19 protein-coding genes and 1 pseudogene are annotated in these 20,142 nt (G+C 37.0%); 10 read left to right on the top strand and 10 right to left on the bottom strand.

Translation table 11 applies throughout. From position 1 onward, the window contains the following. Positions 1-22 precede the first annotated feature (22 nt). Entirely contained in the window at positions 23-1,492 is a 1,470-nt protein-coding gene (hpaB, locus tag CWR45_RS06395; protein ID WP_115749045.1) for a 4-hydroxyphenylacetate 3-monooxygenase, oxygenase component, read from the top strand. Between the two features lie 378 nt (positions 1,493-1,870). On the opposite strand, the gene CWR45_RS06390 is transcribed toward hpaB, so the two are convergent. Next, positions 1,871-3,808, bottom strand: coding sequence for an FUSC family protein (locus tag CWR45_RS06390; RefSeq protein WP_245975365.1), 1,938 nt, complete (start codon positions 3,806-3,808; stop codon positions 1,871-1,873). Positions 3,809-4,074: 266 nt separating this feature from the next. Between CWR45_RS06390 and CWR45_RS19615 the strand changes: the two genes are divergently transcribed. After that, complete coding sequence (locus tag CWR45_RS19615) at positions 4,075-4,335, top strand: hypothetical protein (protein WP_147294827.1); 261 nt, start codon at positions 4,075-4,077, stop codon at positions 4,333-4,335. On the opposite strand, the pseudogene CWR45_RS06385 reads toward CWR45_RS19615, so the two are convergent. After that, a pseudogene (locus tag CWR45_RS06385) lies at positions 4,292-4,780 on the bottom strand (GntT/GntP/DsdX family permease); the annotation flags it as partial. The gene CWR45_RS19615 and the pseudogene CWR45_RS06385 sit on opposite strands and share 44 nt — an antisense overlap. A gap of 562 nt (positions 4,781-5,342) precedes the next feature. On the opposite strand from CWR45_RS06385, the gene CWR45_RS06380 reads away from it, so the two are divergent. After that, positions 5,343-5,735, top strand: a complete 393-nt coding sequence (locus CWR45_RS06380; protein WP_115749044.1) for a hypothetical protein — start codon at positions 5,343-5,345, stop codon at positions 5,733-5,735. Positions 5,736-5,950: 215 nt separating this feature from the next. On the opposite strand, the gene CWR45_RS06375 is transcribed toward CWR45_RS06380, so the two are convergent. The 3 genes from CWR45_RS06375 to CWR45_RS20100 form a co-directional block, all read right to left on the bottom strand. Next, a complete protein-coding gene (locus CWR45_RS06375) occupies positions 5,951-6,844 on the bottom strand; it encodes an SDR family oxidoreductase (RefSeq protein ID WP_115749043.1) in 894 nt (297 codons plus the stop codon). 513 nt (positions 6,845-7,357) lie between these two features. Continuing rightward, entirely contained in the window at positions 7,358-7,498 is a 141-nt protein-coding gene (locus CWR45_RS06370; RefSeq protein ID WP_115749042.1) for a YrzI family small protein, read from the bottom strand. Between the two features lie 323 nt (positions 7,499-7,821). Further along, positions 7,822-7,944, bottom strand: a complete 123-nt coding sequence (locus tag CWR45_RS20100) for a hypothetical protein (RefSeq protein ID WP_245975379.1) — start codon at positions 7,942-7,944, stop codon at positions 7,822-7,824. 233 nt (positions 7,945-8,177) lie between these two features. On the opposite strand from CWR45_RS20100, the gene CWR45_RS06360 reads away from it, so the two are divergent. From CWR45_RS06360 to CWR45_RS06350, 3 genes are all read left to right on the top strand, one after another. Further along, entirely contained in the window at positions 8,178-8,459 is a 282-nt protein-coding gene (locus CWR45_RS06360; protein WP_115749041.1) for a hypothetical protein, read from the top strand. 159 nt (positions 8,460-8,618) lie between these two features. After that, positions 8,619-10,652, top strand: coding sequence for a tetratricopeptide repeat protein (locus CWR45_RS06355; protein ID WP_115749040.1), 2,034 nt, complete (start codon positions 8,619-8,621; stop codon positions 10,650-10,652). 26 nt (positions 10,653-10,678) lie between these two features. Next, positions 10,679-11,413, top strand: a complete 735-nt coding sequence (locus CWR45_RS06350; RefSeq protein WP_115749039.1) for an MBL fold metallo-hydrolase — start codon at positions 10,679-10,681, stop codon at positions 11,411-11,413. A gap of 416 nt (positions 11,414-11,829) precedes the next feature. On the opposite strand, the gene CWR45_RS19755 is transcribed toward CWR45_RS06350, so the two are convergent. After that, positions 11,830-11,991, bottom strand: coding sequence for a hypothetical protein (locus CWR45_RS19755; protein ID WP_170138807.1), 162 nt, complete (start codon positions 11,989-11,991; stop codon positions 11,830-11,832). 341 nt (positions 11,992-12,332) lie between these two features. Between CWR45_RS19755 and CWR45_RS06340 the strand changes: the two genes are divergently transcribed. From CWR45_RS06340 to CWR45_RS06325, 4 genes are all read left to right on the top strand, one after another. Beyond that, positions 12,333-12,593 (top strand): transcriptional regulator SplA domain-containing protein, encoded by a 261-nt coding sequence (locus CWR45_RS06340; RefSeq protein WP_115749037.1) that lies wholly within the window; start codon positions 12,333-12,335, stop codon positions 12,591-12,593. Beyond that, on the top strand, positions 12,586-13,614 hold the full coding sequence (splB, locus tag CWR45_RS06335; RefSeq protein ID WP_115749036.1) for a spore photoproduct lyase: 1,029 nt from the start codon (positions 12,586-12,588) through the stop codon (positions 13,612-13,614). Before CWR45_RS06340 ends, splB begins: the two co-directional genes overlap by 8 nt. Before the next feature lie 243 nt (positions 13,615-13,857). Further along, positions 13,858-15,030 carry an MFS transporter gene (locus CWR45_RS06330; RefSeq protein WP_115749035.1) on the top strand — a complete coding sequence of 391 codons (1,173 nt, stop codon included), beginning with the start codon at positions 13,858-13,860 and terminating at the stop codon, positions 15,028-15,030. Between the two features lie 17 nt (positions 15,031-15,047). Then, positions 15,048-15,383 (top strand): hypothetical protein, encoded by a 336-nt coding sequence (locus CWR45_RS06325; protein WP_147294826.1) that lies wholly within the window; start codon positions 15,048-15,050, stop codon positions 15,381-15,383. A gap of 262 nt (positions 15,384-15,645) precedes the next feature. On the opposite strand, the gene CWR45_RS06320 is transcribed toward CWR45_RS06325, so the two are convergent. The 4 genes from CWR45_RS06320 to CWR45_RS06305 form a co-directional block, all read right to left on the bottom strand. Beyond that, positions 15,646-16,281, bottom strand: coding sequence for a hypothetical protein (locus tag CWR45_RS06320; RefSeq protein ID WP_115749033.1), 636 nt, complete (start codon positions 16,279-16,281; stop codon positions 15,646-15,648). 95 nt (positions 16,282-16,376) lie between these two features. Further along, entirely contained in the window at positions 16,377-16,880 is a 504-nt protein-coding gene (locus tag CWR45_RS06315; protein WP_115749032.1) for a PadR family transcriptional regulator, read from the bottom strand. Between the two features lie 4 nt (positions 16,881-16,884). Further along, positions 16,885-19,350: an ABC transporter permease gene (locus tag CWR45_RS06310; protein WP_115749031.1), complete on the bottom strand. Its 2,466-nt coding sequence runs from the start codon at positions 19,348-19,350 to the stop codon at positions 16,885-16,887. Beyond that, on the bottom strand, positions 19,319-20,038 hold the full coding sequence (locus tag CWR45_RS06305) for an ABC transporter ATP-binding protein (protein WP_115749030.1): 720 nt from the start codon (positions 20,036-20,038) through the stop codon (positions 19,319-19,321). Before CWR45_RS06305 ends, CWR45_RS06310 begins: the two co-directional genes overlap by 32 nt. Between the last annotated feature and the right edge of the window lie 104 nt (positions 20,039-20,142).

Raw genomic sequence — 20,142 nt, 5'->3', positions numbered from 1 at the left:
AAATGGATATGGGAGTGTTATTATGGGAGCTATTAATGGGACGGATTTTATTAATCGCATAAATCAGCTGGATACTGAAATTTGGCTGGATGGCAAAAAGATTGAGGGGAAAATTTCTGAGCATCCTGCATTCAAAGGAATTCTTCAGACAAAGGCTTCCCTATATAATATGCAGCATGATCCTGAAATTAAAGATGAGATGACTTTCCATTCACCAGAAACAGGGGATTCTGTTGGTCTTTCCTTCTTGCAACCCAAAACGAAGGATGACTTAATAAAAAGACGAAAGGCAAGTGAGCACTGGGCTAAACAAACAGGAGGCTTGTTAGGAAGAAGTCCCGATTACCTCAATTCCGCTTTAATGAGTTTCGCCTCTTCTTCTCCCTTATTAAGAGGAAGAGCCAATTGTTTTCCGGAAAATATCCAGTCCATATATGAATTGGCGATGAAAAAAGACCTTTCATTCGCCCATACATTTGTCCCACCCCAAGTAAATCGTTCCGATTCATATTTAGAATCCTCTGAAGAAGAACCTATTGTTGCCCGCGTGATTGATCGAAATGAAGAAGGAATCGTAATTAAAGGCGCACGCCTCTTAGCTACTCAAGGCGGATTAACCGACGAAGTATTAGTTTTTAGTATTCCTAAATTTTTGTTAGATGAAGATGAAGCTTTTGCTTTTTCCATTCCATCAGATACGAAGGGTTTAAAATTTATTTGCAGGGAGTCATTTGTTGATGGAGATTCTCTTTTTAATCACCCCCTAAGCTCTCGATTCGAAGAAATGGACACCATCCTCGTTTTCGACAATGTACTCGTTCCGTGGAATCGAGTATTCTATTATGACAATGCTCTGGCAGCCGCAGATTTCTCATTCCAAAGTTCTTTTCAAAGTTTTACAGTCCATCAAGCCGTGACCAGACAAATTGCCAAAACTGAATTCATTTTAGGGCTAGCTGAGCTTCTTGTACAGACTATTAATGTGAGCGAGTATCAACATATTCAAGAAAAACTGTCAGAGATCATCATTGGTATTGAAACAATGAAGGCTCTATTGGAAAAGTCAGAAAATGACGCGACATTGGACCAGTGGGGAACAATGCGGCCGAATACTGTTCCGCTTCAGGTTGCCAATAACATCTTCCCCAAAATTTATCCTCGCTTCACCGAAATTATTCAATTAATTGGGGCTAGCGGACTCGTTGGTTTGCCTACTGAAAATGCATTTAATTCCCCTATTCGAGCCGATCTCGATCAGTATCTTCAAGCAGCAACCAAGAACGCAGAGGATCGAGTGAAAATATTTAGGTTAGCCTGGGACCTGACAATGAGTTCATTCGGAACGAGACAAACGCAATATGAAAGGTACTTTTTTGGAGACCCCGTCCGATTATCGGGCCGTCTATATAAATCTTACCCATTTACTGATTATGTAAGAGAAGTTAGCAATTTCTTAGACTTGGAAACGGAAGAAAATGAAAATCCATTTTGAATTTAAGAACATATTAAAGGCTTCTAGCTAAAAAATTATTTCCTAGCAATTTTATCACTAATTATTTGAGGAAAAATTTTAAACCAACCTTTTTCAATTGAGTTTTCACATAACACAAAAGCCTATAAACGTTGACATTCCAATATTTATAGGCTTTCCTTTATTGCTCTAAATACTTTCAAAAACCACTAAAGATACCGGTGGACCGTTCTCTACATCATATACGCTAAAAATCCTTTGTATTAAGAGCTGACAAACCACCTAACATGTTAAGTCCATTAAACAGAATAAGTTAATAAACGAGATAAATTCAGGAGGCTGTTCCAAAAGTAGTATGGTCTTCCCTTTTTGGAACAGCTCCTTTTAGCTTTGCACTCGCTATTTTCCGAGTTCTTTTTGCAGGAATTGAATTTCCTTCTGGATACTTGGAAAGCTATCTATTTCTGGGATCTCTATTTGCTTTGGCGAAACATTCCGTGATGCAGAATTTGCCATTGTTTCAAACGCAAATAGTATTTGAGCTAACTTGTCATCGGAAAGTATTGGCCTAGTAGATTCCTTTGAACAATTTTCTAATAAATATGCTAAATGCTTCGCCCGAAATAAAACTGGCCAGTAATAATCCAACACTTCACGATTAGGCGGAATCTCACCAGAGGCAGTGTTATACAAGGTTTCTAAATTACTTAAGTTCGTCCTCATCTTCATTCTTTCTTTGCTCATTCTTGCATTAAATCCTTCTCCTTGATTCGAAAAAAGTACCATTAGAAATTGTGCCTGACTTCGAAGTGTTTTGCTCAATAGGTGTGGAATTCTGCTAGAAGCTGATTTTCTACCTACGATATAAATTCCTAATAATCCAATGGCACTACCGATTACAATGTCAATAACTCTCGCTTGTGCAAAATAATTAAAACTAAACATATCTTGTCGGCTTGTACTTTCAGCCATTAAAAGTGCACTTGGTGTAAAGAAAAGTGCTGCTAATCCATAATTTTTCACGATAAACAACTCAGTAATAAATGTTAATACTAAAATAAACAACGCTATAACAAAGCCAGTTGGATGAAAAGATAGAATGAAACCGGCAATTACTATTCCAATTACCGTTCCTAAAAATCGTTGAATCGCACGATGAAATGTTGCTACAATCGTTGCACCCGACATCACCGCTACACAAGATAACGGTATCCAATAGGAACGAACAAATTCAAATTGATAGGCAATAATTGCTGCAATGGCCGTAATTACTCCAAAGCGTACGGATGAAATAAACACGATTGAATTTTTATCAAACGCACCCATAAAAATAGTTTTTAAGGAAGCTTTATCAAATTGAATCGAGTCTTTAACTTTACTAATTGGTTCATTTAGAATTGCATCTGCATTATAAATGGTGGAGAACAGCTGACTTACCTCTACTTCCATCTCCTTAGGTTGTAAGACACTTGTCTTTTCTCTCTTTTCACGCTTGTTCAAGGAATTCGCAAGCATTCGAGTAGATTCTCCTAACGCTTTAGGTAATGGAGCATCCGCATTTGAAAAGTTCTTAACAACCGTAATAAACAACTTATTTGCATCTATATTTAATAGATATAATCGATTGAACATGTCTGTTGTTCGCCATGGAATATAGCTTGCCGAAAGTGTCTCTTCAGATTCTTTTAATACTTCCATCACTTTATGCTTAGCTTCAGTGAATTTATTTGTTCCAACAGAATCCAGAAGTTCCGCTAAACGCAAATATACCCTAGTCACAACATCAGTTTCTGGACCATGTGGATTAAAAAACCAACCGATCATCGAAATAATCCACGATAAAATTCCGCTAAGAAATACTAATCCAGCTCTTAGGAATGCTTCATCGGGATTTACCGGCATTCCAGTTGTCATAGCAAAAACCAATACAAAAAAGATTGCAGAAGGACCGGCTATTTTTAATGCGCCAAAAACAAAAATTGCTACTGCTCCAATGATTCCCATCATAATTGCAACTGCTAGCGGATATGGTGCACTAATCGTCCCCAAATAGGTAACAATCGTTAATCCTATAACTACCGAAAATATTTTCTTTGCTCGCTGGGCGTAAGGGATATTAAAAACATATAAATAAGTAAAGCCACCCAAGCCTGCGATTAAACCATATTGAAAATTGCCAAAGAATAGTCCTATCATAACAGGCAAGGCAGCCGCTAGCCCCGCACTAAATGCTTTTAACCAAGGAAATGGTTTCTTATTTACTTGTAGAGCTTGTTTAATAATTATGCTACCTGCGTTTGATCGTAGTTTGTCATTCATCATATTTTCCTTCTTCACCATTATTTCCTCTCATTTTATTATCTATAGATGATCTAAAATTATGAGCAACTAGTTAATTAGTTCAGATAACTAGTCATATTATAGGGAATTTTCCCTTTCCTATTACGGTAAAGTTGGAACCGCTATGGTCCCTTCTAATCGGGGTTCTCGCTATTATGATTTTGAATGTGAAAGATTATAAATAAGTTTATCCCTTCCATCAATGATGGGTCAAAAGGTTCCATAATGGCGATTTTCCGATTGATTATTTCGGAACAACGCCAATGGCAGGGCCTGTCATCGGCATTGTCACTACTTTAATCATGGCAGTAGGTGGTTATCTTTGGTTAGCATATCGAGAAAAGAAACTTGCTGCTAAAGGAGACGTTTTTACAGAACCAAAAGATCAAAAAACTCCCGAAAAGGCTACGGATGAAAAGGATCCAAACTGGATTTTGTCACTCGTTCCGCTCGCCATTGTGGTCGTATTACTTAATATTTCAGGTTTTGAATTTGAGGTGTACCCGGAGCAGAAGTCATGGTGAAAGTAAATGCACCAAGAGCAAATGTCGGTACGAGCAATTTCCTTGAGATATCTGCTTCACGGAATAATCCAAGTGCAATTGGATATAGAGCAAATACAACTACGAACAAGCTAACACCACCATAAATCAGTAGTGCAGCAGCTATTAATACGCCAAGAATGGCACGCTTTTTGCCGATTAATTGGGTTACTTTTTTTGCGACTGACCTAGCAGCACCCGTCTTTTCCATTAATTTACCAAATACTGCACCTAATAAGAAAATCGGAAACCAGGCCTTCACGAAGTTGACCAATCCGTCCATATAAGTGCCTGTATATGTTTCATAAACATCTAAACCGCTTAGTAAAGCAACAACTCCAGCTGCTAAAGGAGCCACCCAAATAATGGACCACCCTAGATAGGCTAAAGCCATCAACATTACCAAGCCAACTAGAATACTTAACACACGAAATCAACCCTCTCTTATGTTGTCAGTTATTAGTATTTGTAGTGATTTGGTTGTATTTCGACTAATAAACTACTTCCTTCAATTCTGTTATCATGAATTAAAGATTATTTAATTCATGATATTATCTCGAGTTGTTCTCCATGAAATGTAACTACTTCTCCATCTTGATTTTATGTTGATTTACTCAGTAAGACATATTCCCTGGAATCATTCTATTAAACATAGGAATGGGAAGATGCCCCCAGCATTGCTTGTTATGAACAAGCAGAATTTTAAAAAGAAGAATTATTTAGAGATTATAGTAAGATAATGAACTTTATGGGAAATGAGTAGAAAATTAATGAGATCTTTTGTGTCCTAAACCAATTTATAATTTACCCATCTTGCACTAACTGCAAGGAAAAAATGTGGAGAAGTATAAAAGGAAAAATAAGGGGTTGCTCATCACATATTTTGTGGTATAATTTCTTAAAAAATATACGAGTCTAATTCTTTTCGTTAGTCTAATTTTAAAAACAAAAAAAGAATGAAACTAAAATAAATATTAGGGTGTGAAATAATGCCATTGGAGAACATTGGGCTAACCGTAAGTGCAATTGGCTGTATCTTAGGGATTTTACTGATTATTTTCGGAGTTTCATTCTTTCTAATCGAAAATAATAATAAGGTTATGCTTGCAAAAGCTGCAAGAACAATAGGGATAGGAGTTTTAACGATAACAGCAAGTATTCCGTTTTCCATTCCGAACCACTTATTAGCAGAATCCACTTCAGATGGAACAAGCATATTAGGTGTAATCATTTTGTCGGTCTTCCTAGGATCCCCGTTATTATTTATGGGGCTGGCTTGTTATATAGGCCTAAACGAAAAAGCTAGTCAGATTTTAAACTCTTCTACAGCCCAAGAAAAAATAAGATACTACTCTCCAATACAGAAAAAGAAGATACTTTAATGTAACAATTTAAAAGCCTAATTTCTCAATTAATACTGAGGAATTAGGCTTTTTATATTAAAATCCTTAAGGTGGTAGTTGATGATGCAATTATTTAACTAATGGTGCATTACTCAATAAGCAATAATAGCCTGGATCACCAAGCTGTTTTTGTAAGATTATTGTGGAACATCACTGAATCCTGTGAATTTGTTTTGTTTGTCTCACACTTCAGATTACAAGTCTATCGGCTGTCCGCCTGTCACCCCATAGATCTGACCGGTAATATAACTTCCTTCATCGGAAGCCAGAAGAACATACACCGGCGCAAGCTCTACCGGCTGTCCTGCACGGCCGAGAGGAGAGTTTTGGCCAAACTCAGGGATTTGTCCTTCCAATTTTCCGTTATCCAACTGCAACGGCGTCCAAATTGGGCCTGGCGCGACACCATTGACACGCACACCCTTCGAAGCAAAGTACGAAGACAGAGTAACCGTGAAGTTGCTGATCGCGCCCTTTGTAGCGGCATAATCTATTAAAGGTACGGACGGATCGAAAGACTGAACCGATGTCGTGGTGATAATCGCGCTTCCTGATTTCAGATGTTCTTCAGCAGCTTTTACAGTCTCAAACATGCTGATGATGTTAACTTTGAATGTGTCATGCACTTGCTTCATCGTAAGATCACTTAGGGATGGCTGCGCGATTTGTTGTGCGGCATTCAATACGAGCGTGTCCAATTCGCCGAAAGCTTCCACTGTTTTTGTAACAATCTCCGTCGCTGCGCCGTCTTCCCGCAAGTCATATGGCAGCAGCAATGCTTTTCTGCCTGCTTTTTCAATTAATGCTTTGACTTCGTTGGCATCTTCTTCTTCCCCAGGGAAGTATTGGATGGCGACATTGGCACCTTCGCGCGCATAAGCAATGGCGGCGGCACGGCCAATCCCGGAATCGCCACCAGTTATCAAGGCATTACGACCTTCCAGGCGATTATATCCTTTATACGATTCTTCTCCGCTGTCAGGCTTAGGTCTCATTTCATTCTGTAACGCTGGAGTGTTCTGTTCTTGATCCGGGAACTTGTCCGTGTAAAACTTCTTACGTGGGTCCGTCAGATGTGAGCTTCCCATCAAAATCATCTCCTATCTTGTATTATTCTTAGATCTTAAAGATTAGAAAACTAAGGCATTCACCTTAGCCTTTGGCTGAATTCCTTTGTTGCACTTATGCAGATAAGAAAGTATATATTTTCCTATCTGTAAAACACTTTGCCGGGTTGCAATAACCACTCCCTGTGTTCTTTATTGATTTTCCCTGTGACATCTTCTTTAAACATCTCCAGATGTTACCCTCTTCAAACCCACTCTTATTGCAAATCCCTCCTAAATTAGCATCGAAGTAGAAGTCGAAGAGGGACTATTAATTTATAAATAATTAAGAAACCGAGCGACTTTTCTCATGGAAAGGTCGCTCGGTTTTTTAAAGTTTTTGTTCAAAATAATTCCTAAATAACACCCGGTCAGAGGCTATTAAATTCAGCTGCCGTCAGGTTGTGTCTTTCTCCACCCATAAAGCTGCATGACGTCCTTGTAACATATAAATCATTTTCATTCCCACCTTTCATGTTTTTTAAAGTAATAAAGTTAATAAGGACGCATATAATTAGCTGCTCTATCTCGGTGTTCTTCATAGATTTTTTCAACATTTTCATTATGAATTGCTTCCTCAGGAGATACCACACGCTTGGTAATCGTTATCGTGAAAAAGATAATGTTTATCGTCATTCCATATCACCTCCTTAAATTACCCAAACAGAAAAACCGCAGAGAGACTCCTCCCCTGCGGTAAAAAAAGGCATAAAAATACCACAGGGACACACTTCTCCCTGCAGTATGGGTATGCTTAATAATTACATAAAAAACTTAAGCGATCCATTCCGATCTGGTCGAATGCGTGACTTTCAATTTTTTTGAAGTTGTAGTTACTTGTGAATTTAATTTAACGAATACCATCATTTCATTCGACCTCCTTAAGAATTTTTTAATTTACCTGGCAATTATATCCTTATTTCAACTGTTTGTAAACATGTTTTGCGTAATTTTCTAAATTATCTTTCGACACAAAGCAACATTCGTATTAAGATTGGTGTTTCGATACACCGTGGACATCGTGCGTTTACGCGGATATTGCGTTCTGCATACTCTAATCGTAGAGAACGAGATAAGTTAATAACAACAGCTTTTGCTGCGTTTTATGCTGACTGCCAGGTGATCCAACCAAACCAGTTCTTCAGTAAATTTTACAGCACCGATACCAGCATTGTTAAATAGAATATCATCTTTACCAAATGTCGATAACGTACTGATCGATTGAAAAGTAAGTGTATTTCTTTAGGTGGAGTTCACCAAATGACAGGAGCTTCCGATATAAATAATACAAATGTTATTTAAGGAGAGGTTCTATTTGGCAATTCAACCTAAGTTCCAGATTGGACGTAAATCCCAGCAATATATTGCCTCAAAGAAATTTACAAATCGTGAAGGACCAAGAGCAGTATTTTCAAATACACTTAAAGATATCAAAATGAGAGGATTAACGGATGATAATTTTGATGTCATCATGTATTACGGTGTTGGTGGAATAGGAAAAACAAGCTTACAGAGCCAATTAAAAAAGGATTTATTGGAACTTGAGCCGAACGCACTATATTCTACCGTTGATTTTAAGGATACAGCGCTACATTAACCTCCTAGGGCACTTCTCGAGCTTGTACGAGAAGTCAACTATAAGCATCGTATCCAATTTCCGCATTTTGAAATTGCTTATTCTATTTATTTTTATAAGCGGAATCCAGATATATCCTTTAATGAAAAGAAGCTTCCATTTGAAAAAGAATTAGGAATCATGGCAGATATTATTGGCCAACTAGATGGTCTTGGAATGGCTGGAATCGTTTCAGGTATTGTTGGAAAAGTGTATGAAACAAAGAAAAACTGGAATTTGGATAAAGAAGTAAAGGTTTATTTAAAGGAATTGGAAAATGCTTCTGTTCAAGATATTGAAGAACAGCTTGTTGCATTCTTTGCTTTTGATCTACAAAAGGCAATCGAAAAGCATCAGATTCCTAATACAGTGATATTCCTAGATACGTTTGAAGCTTTATGGTCAGGATTAAGCAATAAAGCAGTGGTTCACACTAAAGATAAATGGGTTCGGGATTTGATTGGATCTTCACCCAATATTTTGTTTATCATTTGTGGTCGCGAGTATTTAGAATGGGAAAAATATGACGCTGACTGGAAGAAAATTATTAAGCATCAGATGGTACACAATTTTGATGAAAAGAATGCTTCTCAGTTTCTAGAACAAAGCGGCATCAAAGAAGAAGCAATACGTCATAAAATGATTACATCAAGCGGCGGTTATCCATACCATCTTGATTTATCCGTTGATACCTATTTTGAAATGAAAAATCGCGGTGAGCAGTTAGACCCTAGTCGATTTGGCTCTAATCACCGAGAGATTCTTGATCGATTCTTGCAATATTTATCAGATCAGGAAATAGAAACATTAAAAATCATGTCTATCGCTCGATTTTATAATAAAGATCTTTTTCAACATTTACTTACCGAACATCCAACCGGATATGCGATAACAAAATATGATAATTTTAATAAATTTTCATTTATCACATGTGAAAATGATAAATTATTCATTCACGCTCTTATGCGTCAAGGAATGTTAGATTACTCGAGTAAAGATTTAATAAAAAGTGTACATAAAACATTGGCTGACTACTATGCGAGAAAATTTACATATGAAGAACTTGAAATGGATCAGGAAAAAGATATAGAAACGTTAAGTGAACAAATCTATCATCAAAAATCCTATCTAACACAAAAGCAATTGATCGACTGGTTATCAGAAGAAATGCTTCCAACCTTGAAGAAGTTGCAACTCCGCGGAGAATCACGTTTCCTTAGAGAAACATTATCCGAATTATATAGTGAGCTAGGTGCAAAAGGTTTAGGTATTTCTCTTATGCAGATTTTAGTTGATATGGTGCATTTAAATGGAGAATATGAACAAGCCATTGCAATGATTGATGAGCTGTTTGAAGGTTTGGATACGGAAGAAATTTTAGAATCACAACAAGCTTGCCACCTATTCATTCGAAAAGTCCATCATCAAATGTTTTCACATCCAGTTGATGCCCTTATTCAGGAACTATTGGAAATTGAGCCTATTCTTGCTAAAAAGAACTGGCCAAAAGAGTATAATGAATTGATCTTTATGCTTGGTGGAAATTTAGGCGTTTTATCTGGCAATATGACTTTCAGCAGGAAGTGGCTAGTAAAGGCGATTCGTTTTGCTGAAGAGAACAATCAAATGAATTATTATTGCCGCGCTTTAAGGAAATATGTTGATATTCTAAAGATAAATGGACATGTAAAATGGGCAAAGGAATTTTGCGAAAAAGGAATTCGTATTGCAAATGAAAATGGGTATGAGCGATACGCTGCGATTTTAGTTGTAACACTTGCAGACCTTTACCGTATGGAAAATAATAATTTACTGTGCGAAGAACTGTTAGAAAAAGGAATGCAAATGATTAAGCGGGTTGGGATTAAAGGATGGATTGGACATATCCATGGGTCCTATGCAGAAATGTATTTTCAAAAAGGAGAATACGAAAAAGCAGCAGAAAAATGGCAGGAAGCTATTACGATCTACCGTAGCATTAATCTAAAATGGGGCTTGATTGTTGGTGCTATTGGACTTGAAAGGTGCAGGTTACAGGGTGCCGCAATAGAATCCATGGAACAAATGGAAAAATCGCTTGAATTGGCAAACGCTCTTCATTATCGAAGAGAACAGGAATTTATTGGTCGAACAATTAATGGTGAAAGGGATATTCTTGCTTTGCCGTTTCTTTAAAGCCAAGATTGAGAGGAGAATGAAAGATGAATATAGATATTTTAGGATATTGGGGCGGCTACCCGACGAGGGGCGGAGCTACTGCGGGCTACTTGATTACGACAGATGAAGGACGTATCCTCTTGGACTGCGGCAGTGGCGTGATGAGCAAGTTATCATTAATTTCAAAAGCTGAGGAACTATCTGGCGTTATTTTATCCCATTTGCATTACGATCATATGGCAGATATTGGTATCTTGCAATATGCAATGAATGGTGCTTTACGAACAGGACGAGCAGCTGAGAAGATAAAAATATACTCCCCTGCCGAACCAATCAATATGTGGGAACAAATTCAAAGTGCACAATCGGTCAATATTCCAATTGAACAAGAAAAATCATTAGAAATAGCTGGAGTACAAATCGAATTTCATCACGTAAACCATACGATCCCTTGCTATGCTGTGAAGTTTACTTACGGTGATAAAGTATTCGTTTATTCAGCTGATACAGAATATATCGAGTCATTAGTGGATTTTGCAAAGGATGCAGATATTTTCATATGTGAAGCTACCATTTGTGAAGGAAGCACCCATACGGTTGGAGCTGGACACATGGACGCAAAAGAAGCTGCACTCATTGCAAAAAAAGCAAATGTTGGCAAGCTAGTTCTAACGCATCTTCCGTCGGACGGAGATTTCGATTTAATGAAACGTGAGGCAAGGGAAGTGTTTGGAAAAGAAGTATATTTGGCGATGGAGGTTGGGAGGCTTAAGGCGTAGGCAGGTCTTTACTTCTTGATGGAGTAGAATAGTATTAAACATAAAATTATCGGAAGTATTATATAAAGAAATAGTAATAGATGTTTAATTAATTCGTTTTAGTCGGCACCCCCCAACGTTATAATATGACCGTGGGGGGTTAGTTTATTTTAATGATATAAAACCTAAACCTAAAAAAGTGAAAGGAAAAAAGTGGGTAGTATAGTAACATTTAAAAATCAAAAGATAACATAGTGTATTTTCAAAAAGTAATGTGGTAGTGAGGATGAAGGAATATGAAGCAAGACCCACAAACGCTAAAACCAGTAATTTTGCTAAACAATGTCATTTGAGTGATATTTTTAAGAAATGCACCTCAAAACGGAACACTTTATTATGCAAAACGGTACTTTTTTTGTTGTGGGATACATGCTTCCTCAATCCCATTTCTTTTGTTCCAGAAATTCAATTACATCTTCTAGATTTGTGGTATAAAGTAGTGTATTTTTAAAATCATACATCGTATTATGTTCCACTACAAGATATTCATCAGGATGAATGGTACCGAATAATTTTTTCCATTTGAATTTCTTTTCCATCTCTTTTGTCTCCTCATTGACTCTATCCATATCTATTTTTAGAACAGCAAAACTTGGAGCTTTAATTCTAGTATTTGGAAACTTACTCTCTAAGGACACAACTTTTACCATGGTCACCCATAACTACGTCGGAATGTCGCGTTCAACTCCCATATTGATCAAACATTAAAAACATCTCCAATTATTTAAGACAAGGAAAGTATTCTAGAATTCCCCCTTTTATTTTACCGTTTTATAATATTACCCTTTGTTTAAATATTAGTCTAAGTGACCACTTTAGGCATAATTTCTGTGCCTTGAGGAATAATTAACAATAGACTAAGAAAGATAGGTGAGAGAAAATAGATATCAATCAAACGTATAGACCAGGCGAAGTAGTGTATATCATAATTCGCAACCCTCACGCTCAAGATGTTGCCCAAGTTCAACAAGCAGCTGTCGTTGAAAATCCGGATGCCCCCAATGAATTGGCTCTTTTTTTGCACGAAACTTATTTTCCTTTATCTGATGAATTTGCGATATATAGATTGGAAAATGATGCGGAACAAGCATACCAGGATGCATTTGGGAATCCAGAAATAGGTGGAGAGTTCTATGGTTAAGCCATTTGTTCCCCAGCTTGTGTATGTTGAACCACGTGCAATGGAATATCCGTTGGCAAAAGAATTGGTCTCCAAATTTGAAGCAATGGGAATAGAGATCCGAGAAACGACATCCCATAATCAAATCCGCAATTTGCCAGGAGAAAATCATTTTCAAAAGTATCGCACCGCCAAATCGACACTGGTGGTGGGTGTGCGAAAAACATTGAAGTTTGATACATCGAAACCTTCTGCTGAATATGCGATTCCATTTGCTACCGGCTGTATGGGCCATTGCCATTATTGTTATCTGCAGACAACGATGGGGAGTAAGCCATATATCCGTACATATGTGAATGTGGATGAAATTTTTGAAGCAGCAGATGGATATATGCGGGAACGAGCACCAGAGCTGACTCGTTTCGAAGCATCCTGTACCTCCGATATCGTTGGGGTGGATCACTTAACACATACATTAAAAAAGGCGATTGAATACTTCGGACAATCCGAATTTGGCAAGCTTCGGTTTGTGACAAAGTTTGCCCATGTCGATCATTTACTCGATGCCAAACATAACGGCAGGACCCGCTTCAGGTTCAGCATTAACGATGATTACATTATTAAATACTTCGAACCCGGCACATCAAGATTGCATGAACGCATAGAGGCAGCAGTTAAAATAGCTGAGGCCGGATATCCATTAGGGTTTATTGTTGCTCCTATCTACTTACATGACGGATGGAAAGAGGGATACAAAGAAATGTTTGAAAAGCTGGAGGCTGCTTTACCTGCTTTTGCAACGAAAGATCTTACATTTGAAATGATCCAGCATCGATTCACCAAACCAGCTAAACGTGTGATCCAAGAAAATTACCCAATGACCAAACTGGAGCTTGATGAATCCAAACGTAAATGGAAATGGGGGAGATATGGGATTGGAAAATATGTCTATCAGAATGAGGAGCAAGAAGATATAAAAGACACGCTGGGAGGCTATATTCACCATTATTTCCCTGAATCTAGAATTGAATATTTTACGTAAATTTTTTCTCTTCTATAATGATACAAATAATTTAAATCCTTAGCATAAGCTCATGTGTATCTTTTATTTAAATAATTTTGGTCCACGGGGACAGGTTCATCGTCCCGTAGTTAACCTAAAAACTAATTGGGTCAAGGAACCTGTTCCCACGGTCCATACAATTCTCGGTTTGTCGAATGTTCTTCGGTAAAATGCTCGTCTATTTTTTCATTTGGAGCATACAATGTTTTCGAGGTGGAAAAATTGAGAGAAGCAACAGCAGATAAATTACATATTTTTGTCATGATGTTTTTAATCAGCCTGATCATGAGTATTCAAGCACCGATTTTCACTCCTTATGCTGCAATGATTGGAGCGTCCAGTATATTGATTGGAATTATGCTTAGTGCCGCTCAGCTCGCTAATCTAATAGGAAATTTAATTGCAGGTCCACTTGTTGACAGGTTTGGAAAGCGATTATTTATTACGCTCCCATTGCTTGTATCGGGTAGTCTATTTATCTTTCATGGCTTAGTGGCTAACACTGCAGAATTATTAGTACTGCGGGCATTAAATGGATTTTCATTAGCCTTTTTGATTCCAGCAGCAATGGCACTACTTTCAGGATATGCAGAAAATAGCCGGCAGCAGGGAAAAAACATGGCTGTAAATGGGATGCTTGGTACAATCGCAAGTATTATTGCCCCACTGATTGGAGGAAAGCTTGGTGTTATGGTTGGATACGCCAATTCTTATTTTGTTATTGGGGCAGCACTGATAATAACGTCTGTTTATACGATGGTTTTTCTAAAAGATAGACAAGCAGTCACTGTGAATAGAAAAAATCAGTCGTTGGGACTTATTCATGTTTTGGCAAATCCGGGTTTGCATGTTGTTTTTCTGGTAGGCTTTGCCGTGATGTACATTCATGGTGTGATCATCTATGAAGTCCCTTATTTATCAGTGGAAAGAGGACTATCTACCGTCACAACAGGGAAATTGTTCAGTTTTATGGCTATTGGAACATTCTTTTCCTTATCTCTGTTTTTTATTAATCGCTTTGCTCCTGTGAAAAGGATGATGTTCGGATTATTCGGGATGTGTATGACTCTGTTTGCACTTATCAATGAGTGGACTACAGCCTTATCACTTTTATTATTTTTAATGGGGTTCTTTTTTGGGGTGATAATGCCAGCAATGGCCGCAGCAGTAACAGATGCTGTAGCCAGGGAAGGACATGGCCGTGCATTTGGGGTGATGTCGGCGGTCTATTCATTAGGAATGATTTTCAGTTCATTTGTAACCGGGCTTATTCGTGAGGTTATCTCTCCATATTTTATTGCCTTTTTAATAGGTATGCTGGTTCTGTCATTTGTCGGCTATTTGAAATTGCGTATCCCGCGATCTGCACATACAAAAGTTACTACTTTACGGTAAAAGAGGAAGGGATGACGATGAAAAAGATACTTGGTTTCATTGGAATTATTGTCGCATTGGGATTTACGGCATATTTAGAATCTCCTGAAGAGAGCTATTTTGGATTTAGATCAAGCTTTACAAATGAAACGAATGAAGAGTCAGAGGAAGTAAGTGCTGAAGTGGAAGAAGTCGATCCATTCGAAAGCTATTCATCCATAGAATATGAAAAAGTGGAAACCAAAATTGAAGATGGATATAGAGTGGAGTCATACCGTCAATATAACATTACTAAGGATGACGAAGGGAATGTTGTAAAAAAAGTACCAACAGATAATTATGATTACTTAAGATATAAAATAGAAGATGAATAAGCAATGGCTGAAAATTTCTAAACGGTTCAGCCATTTTTTCTTTTTATTGCCAGCTATGTTAATTTTTTTTCACTTTCAAATATTTATAATGACCTCTCCCCCACAGCCGCAGACGTGAAGACAATCCAGTCCTCTTCCAATTGCCGTTTACCTTAAACTAATTTCAAAGAATTAACCCTGATAGTGATCTGATCGTAAAGAAATGTATGTAGACTTATCAAAAGATTCTTCAAACCACTCTGCTGGCTAATAGATGCTTCTTTTATTTGCTAGGAAACAAGGTATAAGACCATGAATAAATAAAATCTACGATAAAAACTATACCCCAGATTACACCGATTGCATAAAGGGTTTCATTTGGATAAGGTGACTCCTTTACAGTTCCTTCATCCAGCCAAGAAAAATCGGTTAAATAAACTATAATTTCAGCAATACTATCCGTCCCCATAGACCAAAATATCGTTTGAGCTATAACAAAAAGTACTAAATGAATTAATGAGAATTTACGATATTTCTTCGCAATATATTTAGGATTACTATTTCGTTTCATAATTTCATAGTCTTTTTCCGATAATAACTCAACACCACGTAGTCTTCCTATTTTTTTCCTCATACAACGATCTAATCTGATAAAATCGAATATACCAAATGTGCATGCATAAATGACAAATACAGTAATAATTAATAAAAACGTTGAAAATTCGCCTGTTTGACGATATACATAGATTCCAAGCAGCACTTCCAAAATTAATAATAAAAGAAAGGTGAAAATAAAAACCATGCTTAGTCTTGGTTTACTAAAGAAATATCGAAATACGCCAAACAATAAAATTGAAATTAAAGACAACACCTCTGTTATGATAAATAATTCCCAATTATATTCAACGATAATATTCATAAAATGCTCCTTTACCTTTTTATGGGGAACAATTGATTTCGGCAGAGGTTTTGAAGAGAAGGAAAATCCTCTGCCTGATAGATATGAAATTTATATTAACGATTTCGATTTTCAACTTGAACTATCCAGTTCAAATCTGCTTCTAAATGTAATAACATACCAGTGATTAATAAATATTTATTTTCGTCACCTTGAAGTAGTAACTCCGTTTTTAAGTTAGTTAATTCCATTACTTCTTTTATAATCATTTCTCTTTGTTGTTCAAGCATATTCTTTTCTTGTTCAAAGTGAATTTTACGGGCACAATTCCATTTAAAGAAAAAACCCTCTTTTGATGTGTAGTAAGGCACAGGTTCTAGTAACCATTTTTCTAACTCATCTTTGCCTTTTGGCTCTATTTCGTATAGTTTTCTTTCCTGATCATCCGATCCCGGTGACGAGACTAAATTATCACGTATTAAGCGATCGAGAGTGGTATATATCTGACCAGGATTAATTTTACCATTGATTCCAAGAAGGGAATCTAATTCTAATTTCAATTCGTATCCATGATGTTGTTGCTGGAATAATAACGTTAAAATCCCATGTTTTACTGACAATTTATCAACCTTCTTTAAGTGATGACTGAATATCCAATTTACTCGCAGTTTTGCTGGAAATCCAGGCTGCACAGAGACTTAGAGTAACTCCGGCAATCATCGCAAGTATAATATTACTAATAGGAAATTGGAAAGAAATAAATCCTTCCATCAGCTCAGATTTACTTGTTACATAAATTAAAACTATACCAGTTGCAATACCACCTATTACTCCTGATAGTCCAATAAGCAAGCCTTCAGCTAATATCATATTTCTAATCTGTTGTTTAGTAAAACCAAGCGCTCGCATCGTTCCAATCTCGAACTTTCGTTCATACGTATTCATCAATAGCGTATTAGCTGTACCAATGCTAGCTAAGCCGATGATTATCAACAACATAACTAAAATAAGTTCATTCATACCAGAAATTGCTGAAGTGGTAGATTCAACTTCATCTTCTACCGTTTGGACCTTTGATAGATGATTGCCAAAATCAGACCATAACTGATCACGTGTGGAATCAATCGCTTTACTGTTCACGGTAAGCAGCAAATCAAAGCTATTTGTCCATCCAAATTCATTACTAAGATTAGTAGCATCCATGAATGCAACATATCCAGAATGATGCGATGTTTTGACGACTCCAATAACTTCAAAGGACTGTTCACCACTTGGGCTATTCATTCGTATGCTTTGCCCAATATTCCCACCCCATTCTTCAAAGGCTCGATCTCCGAGCAACACAGTAGATTTCTGTGTTAACGCTTTGTACAAATCCTTCTCTTGAAGATCCGCAAATAATGAGGGGCCATCTTCACTTACCGAAATAACGGAAAATTGTCTTTTTCCTTCATTAACTGTTTCCCATGTAATTGGTGCTGCTTCAGCTAATGGCTTAACGTCTGTTACCGCAGGATATGAAAGAAGTTTTGTGATATCTTCAGCAGACCATGATAATTCAGACGTAACCCTCATATCTCCCCCATACGTACTTCTTATTTCTTTCTCATACCCTTGAGGTGCTGATTCTACCACTGCACCAAGTAATAATATAACCGATATACCAATTGCTAGAATAGCAGCTGTATTTGCATTGCGGTTTATTTGCTGGAACAGATTTTTTGTAGCCATGATGCCAGGATAATTGAAAAATGATTTTAAAATAGGTGTAAATATTTTACTCAAGCCTATCAATAGTAAAGGAAACAAAAGAATGACACTCGCTAATACAGCTGCATATGTAACAGGGTGATCTATAAATACAAAGCATAGAAGACCCACTCCAACCACAGCTCTAAGGATGTGCAGTCTTGTTGATCCATCCCTTTCATTTGCCATTTTTAATGTGAATAAAAGTGATGTCTTACCTGCATTGTAAATAGGAAAAAGAGAAAAAACGATAGGATATAGAAATCCAATGATAATAGCCACAAGCGTTGGGAGCTCCCAATTTAAAGTGTAGACCATATCAAATTCAAATACACTAAGAAGGGCTTGTATAAACATGTCTCCAAACCATATGCCAAGTGGAACGCCAATTGCTGTACCAATCAATGCTAAAAGTATCATTTCAATAAGCACAAGCTTAGAAACAGCGCTTTGTGTATAACCAAGGCTTTTCATTATTGCAAATTCCTTTTTTCGTTCGATAACACTTGTATAAATCATATTAAAAACAATAAACCCACTGATAAATATTGACAATCCGGCAATTATATAGAAAAAGGTATAGATACCACCTATATCATTGCTCTGAAGATCATCTGCCACTACAGGTTGGATAAATACACTAGAACCTAGGAAACTTTGCTGAAGTGAGTGAAAGAGCTCCTCACCATCACCTTTGGTTTGAAAACGCATATAGGAAATCTCGTTATATTGTCCTGTCCACTCTCTTAACATATCAAGTGGAGCCAAAATGCGAAAACTGGTTGATTCAGCACGTTCCCAATTACTCGGACTTGCAAGCAATTGTGTATACTCAACAATGGCCGAAACTTTCGCTTCTCCCATATTGGTAAACCGAACGGTATCTCCAACCTTTTTACCTAAAAGGTTTGCGACAGCTTCTGTTATTACTATCCCTTTATTATCTAAGCTACCTTCAATAACTGGCAGTTTTAGCAGAGGGCTATTCTGATCGTTTACACCTGTAATTCTTACAGATCTTTCATTCAGAGAATGATCGCTTTCTAGTTCAAAGAAAGCTTGCTTATCAAGGGCGAGCAATGTACCTGTAACAGCTGAATCGTTTTGAATAGATGAAATCATTTCTTCAGAATAGCTATGTTCATCACTTAAAACCCAATAATCAGCATTAGCTACATACATTTGCTCATAATAGTCAAATACGTCTTTTGTTGTTTTGTCAGCTACCAGCATAGCTGTTACAAAAGACGTCCCTAGTATAATAGCAAGCAGCGTAATGAAAAACCTCTTTTTGTTATTTGTTGTTATATTACGCCATGAAATTCGCCAAATACTTAGCATAGTCACTATCCTTTCTGGATATAACTTTATCTATAACCCCGTCTCTAAAAAGAATGATACGATCTGCAAAACCAGCTGCAAAAATATCATGTGTGACCATCACAATCGTTTGCTTGTTTTGACGATGGAATTTCAAAAACAATCCAAGAATCTCCTCTGCCATAGCCCTGTCTAAATTACCTGTTGGTTCATCAGCTAATAAGACAGTCGGGTTATTAACAAGTGCCCTGGCAATGGCTACACGTTGTTGCTGACCACCACTGAGCAGATTGGCTCGTTTATGATTAAGTCCCTCTAATCCTACTGAATGTATTAACGCATTGATCATTTTACTTTTTTCATTCGTCAATTTTCCATCTGCATGGAGAGGAAATGCAATATTTTCTTCTACAGTTAAAGTAGACAGTAATTGATAATTTTGAAAAACAAATCCTAGTTTTTTTCTCCTGAAAATCGTTCTTTCTTTTTCATTCATTTTATTTAAAAATTTATTATTAATTTGTATGTCTCCATCGGTAGGTACATCAAGTCCTGCCAATAATTGAAGTAACGTGCTTTTCCCAGAACCACTCGGACCCATTATAGCCACGAATTCCCCTTCTTCGATGGCCAAATCAATACCCTTCAGTACTTGAGTTCTTTGCTGCCCTTGCAAAAAATCCCTTTTTAGATTGTTAACTTTAATCATATTAATAACCCCTCCCGTTCTTTGCCATTTTATTATATACTAAGTATATAGTGAAATAAAGCATATTTTTTTATAAATACCCTTTTATATTATATTCAAACTCA

Source organism: Oceanobacillus chungangensis (assembly GCF_003369565.1).
GTDB lineage: Bacteria > Bacillota > Bacilli > Bacillales > Amphibacillaceae > Oceanobacillus > Oceanobacillus chungangensis.
Note: the sequence above shows the minus strand (reverse complement) of the source record. Positions and strands in the feature narration are given on the sequence as shown.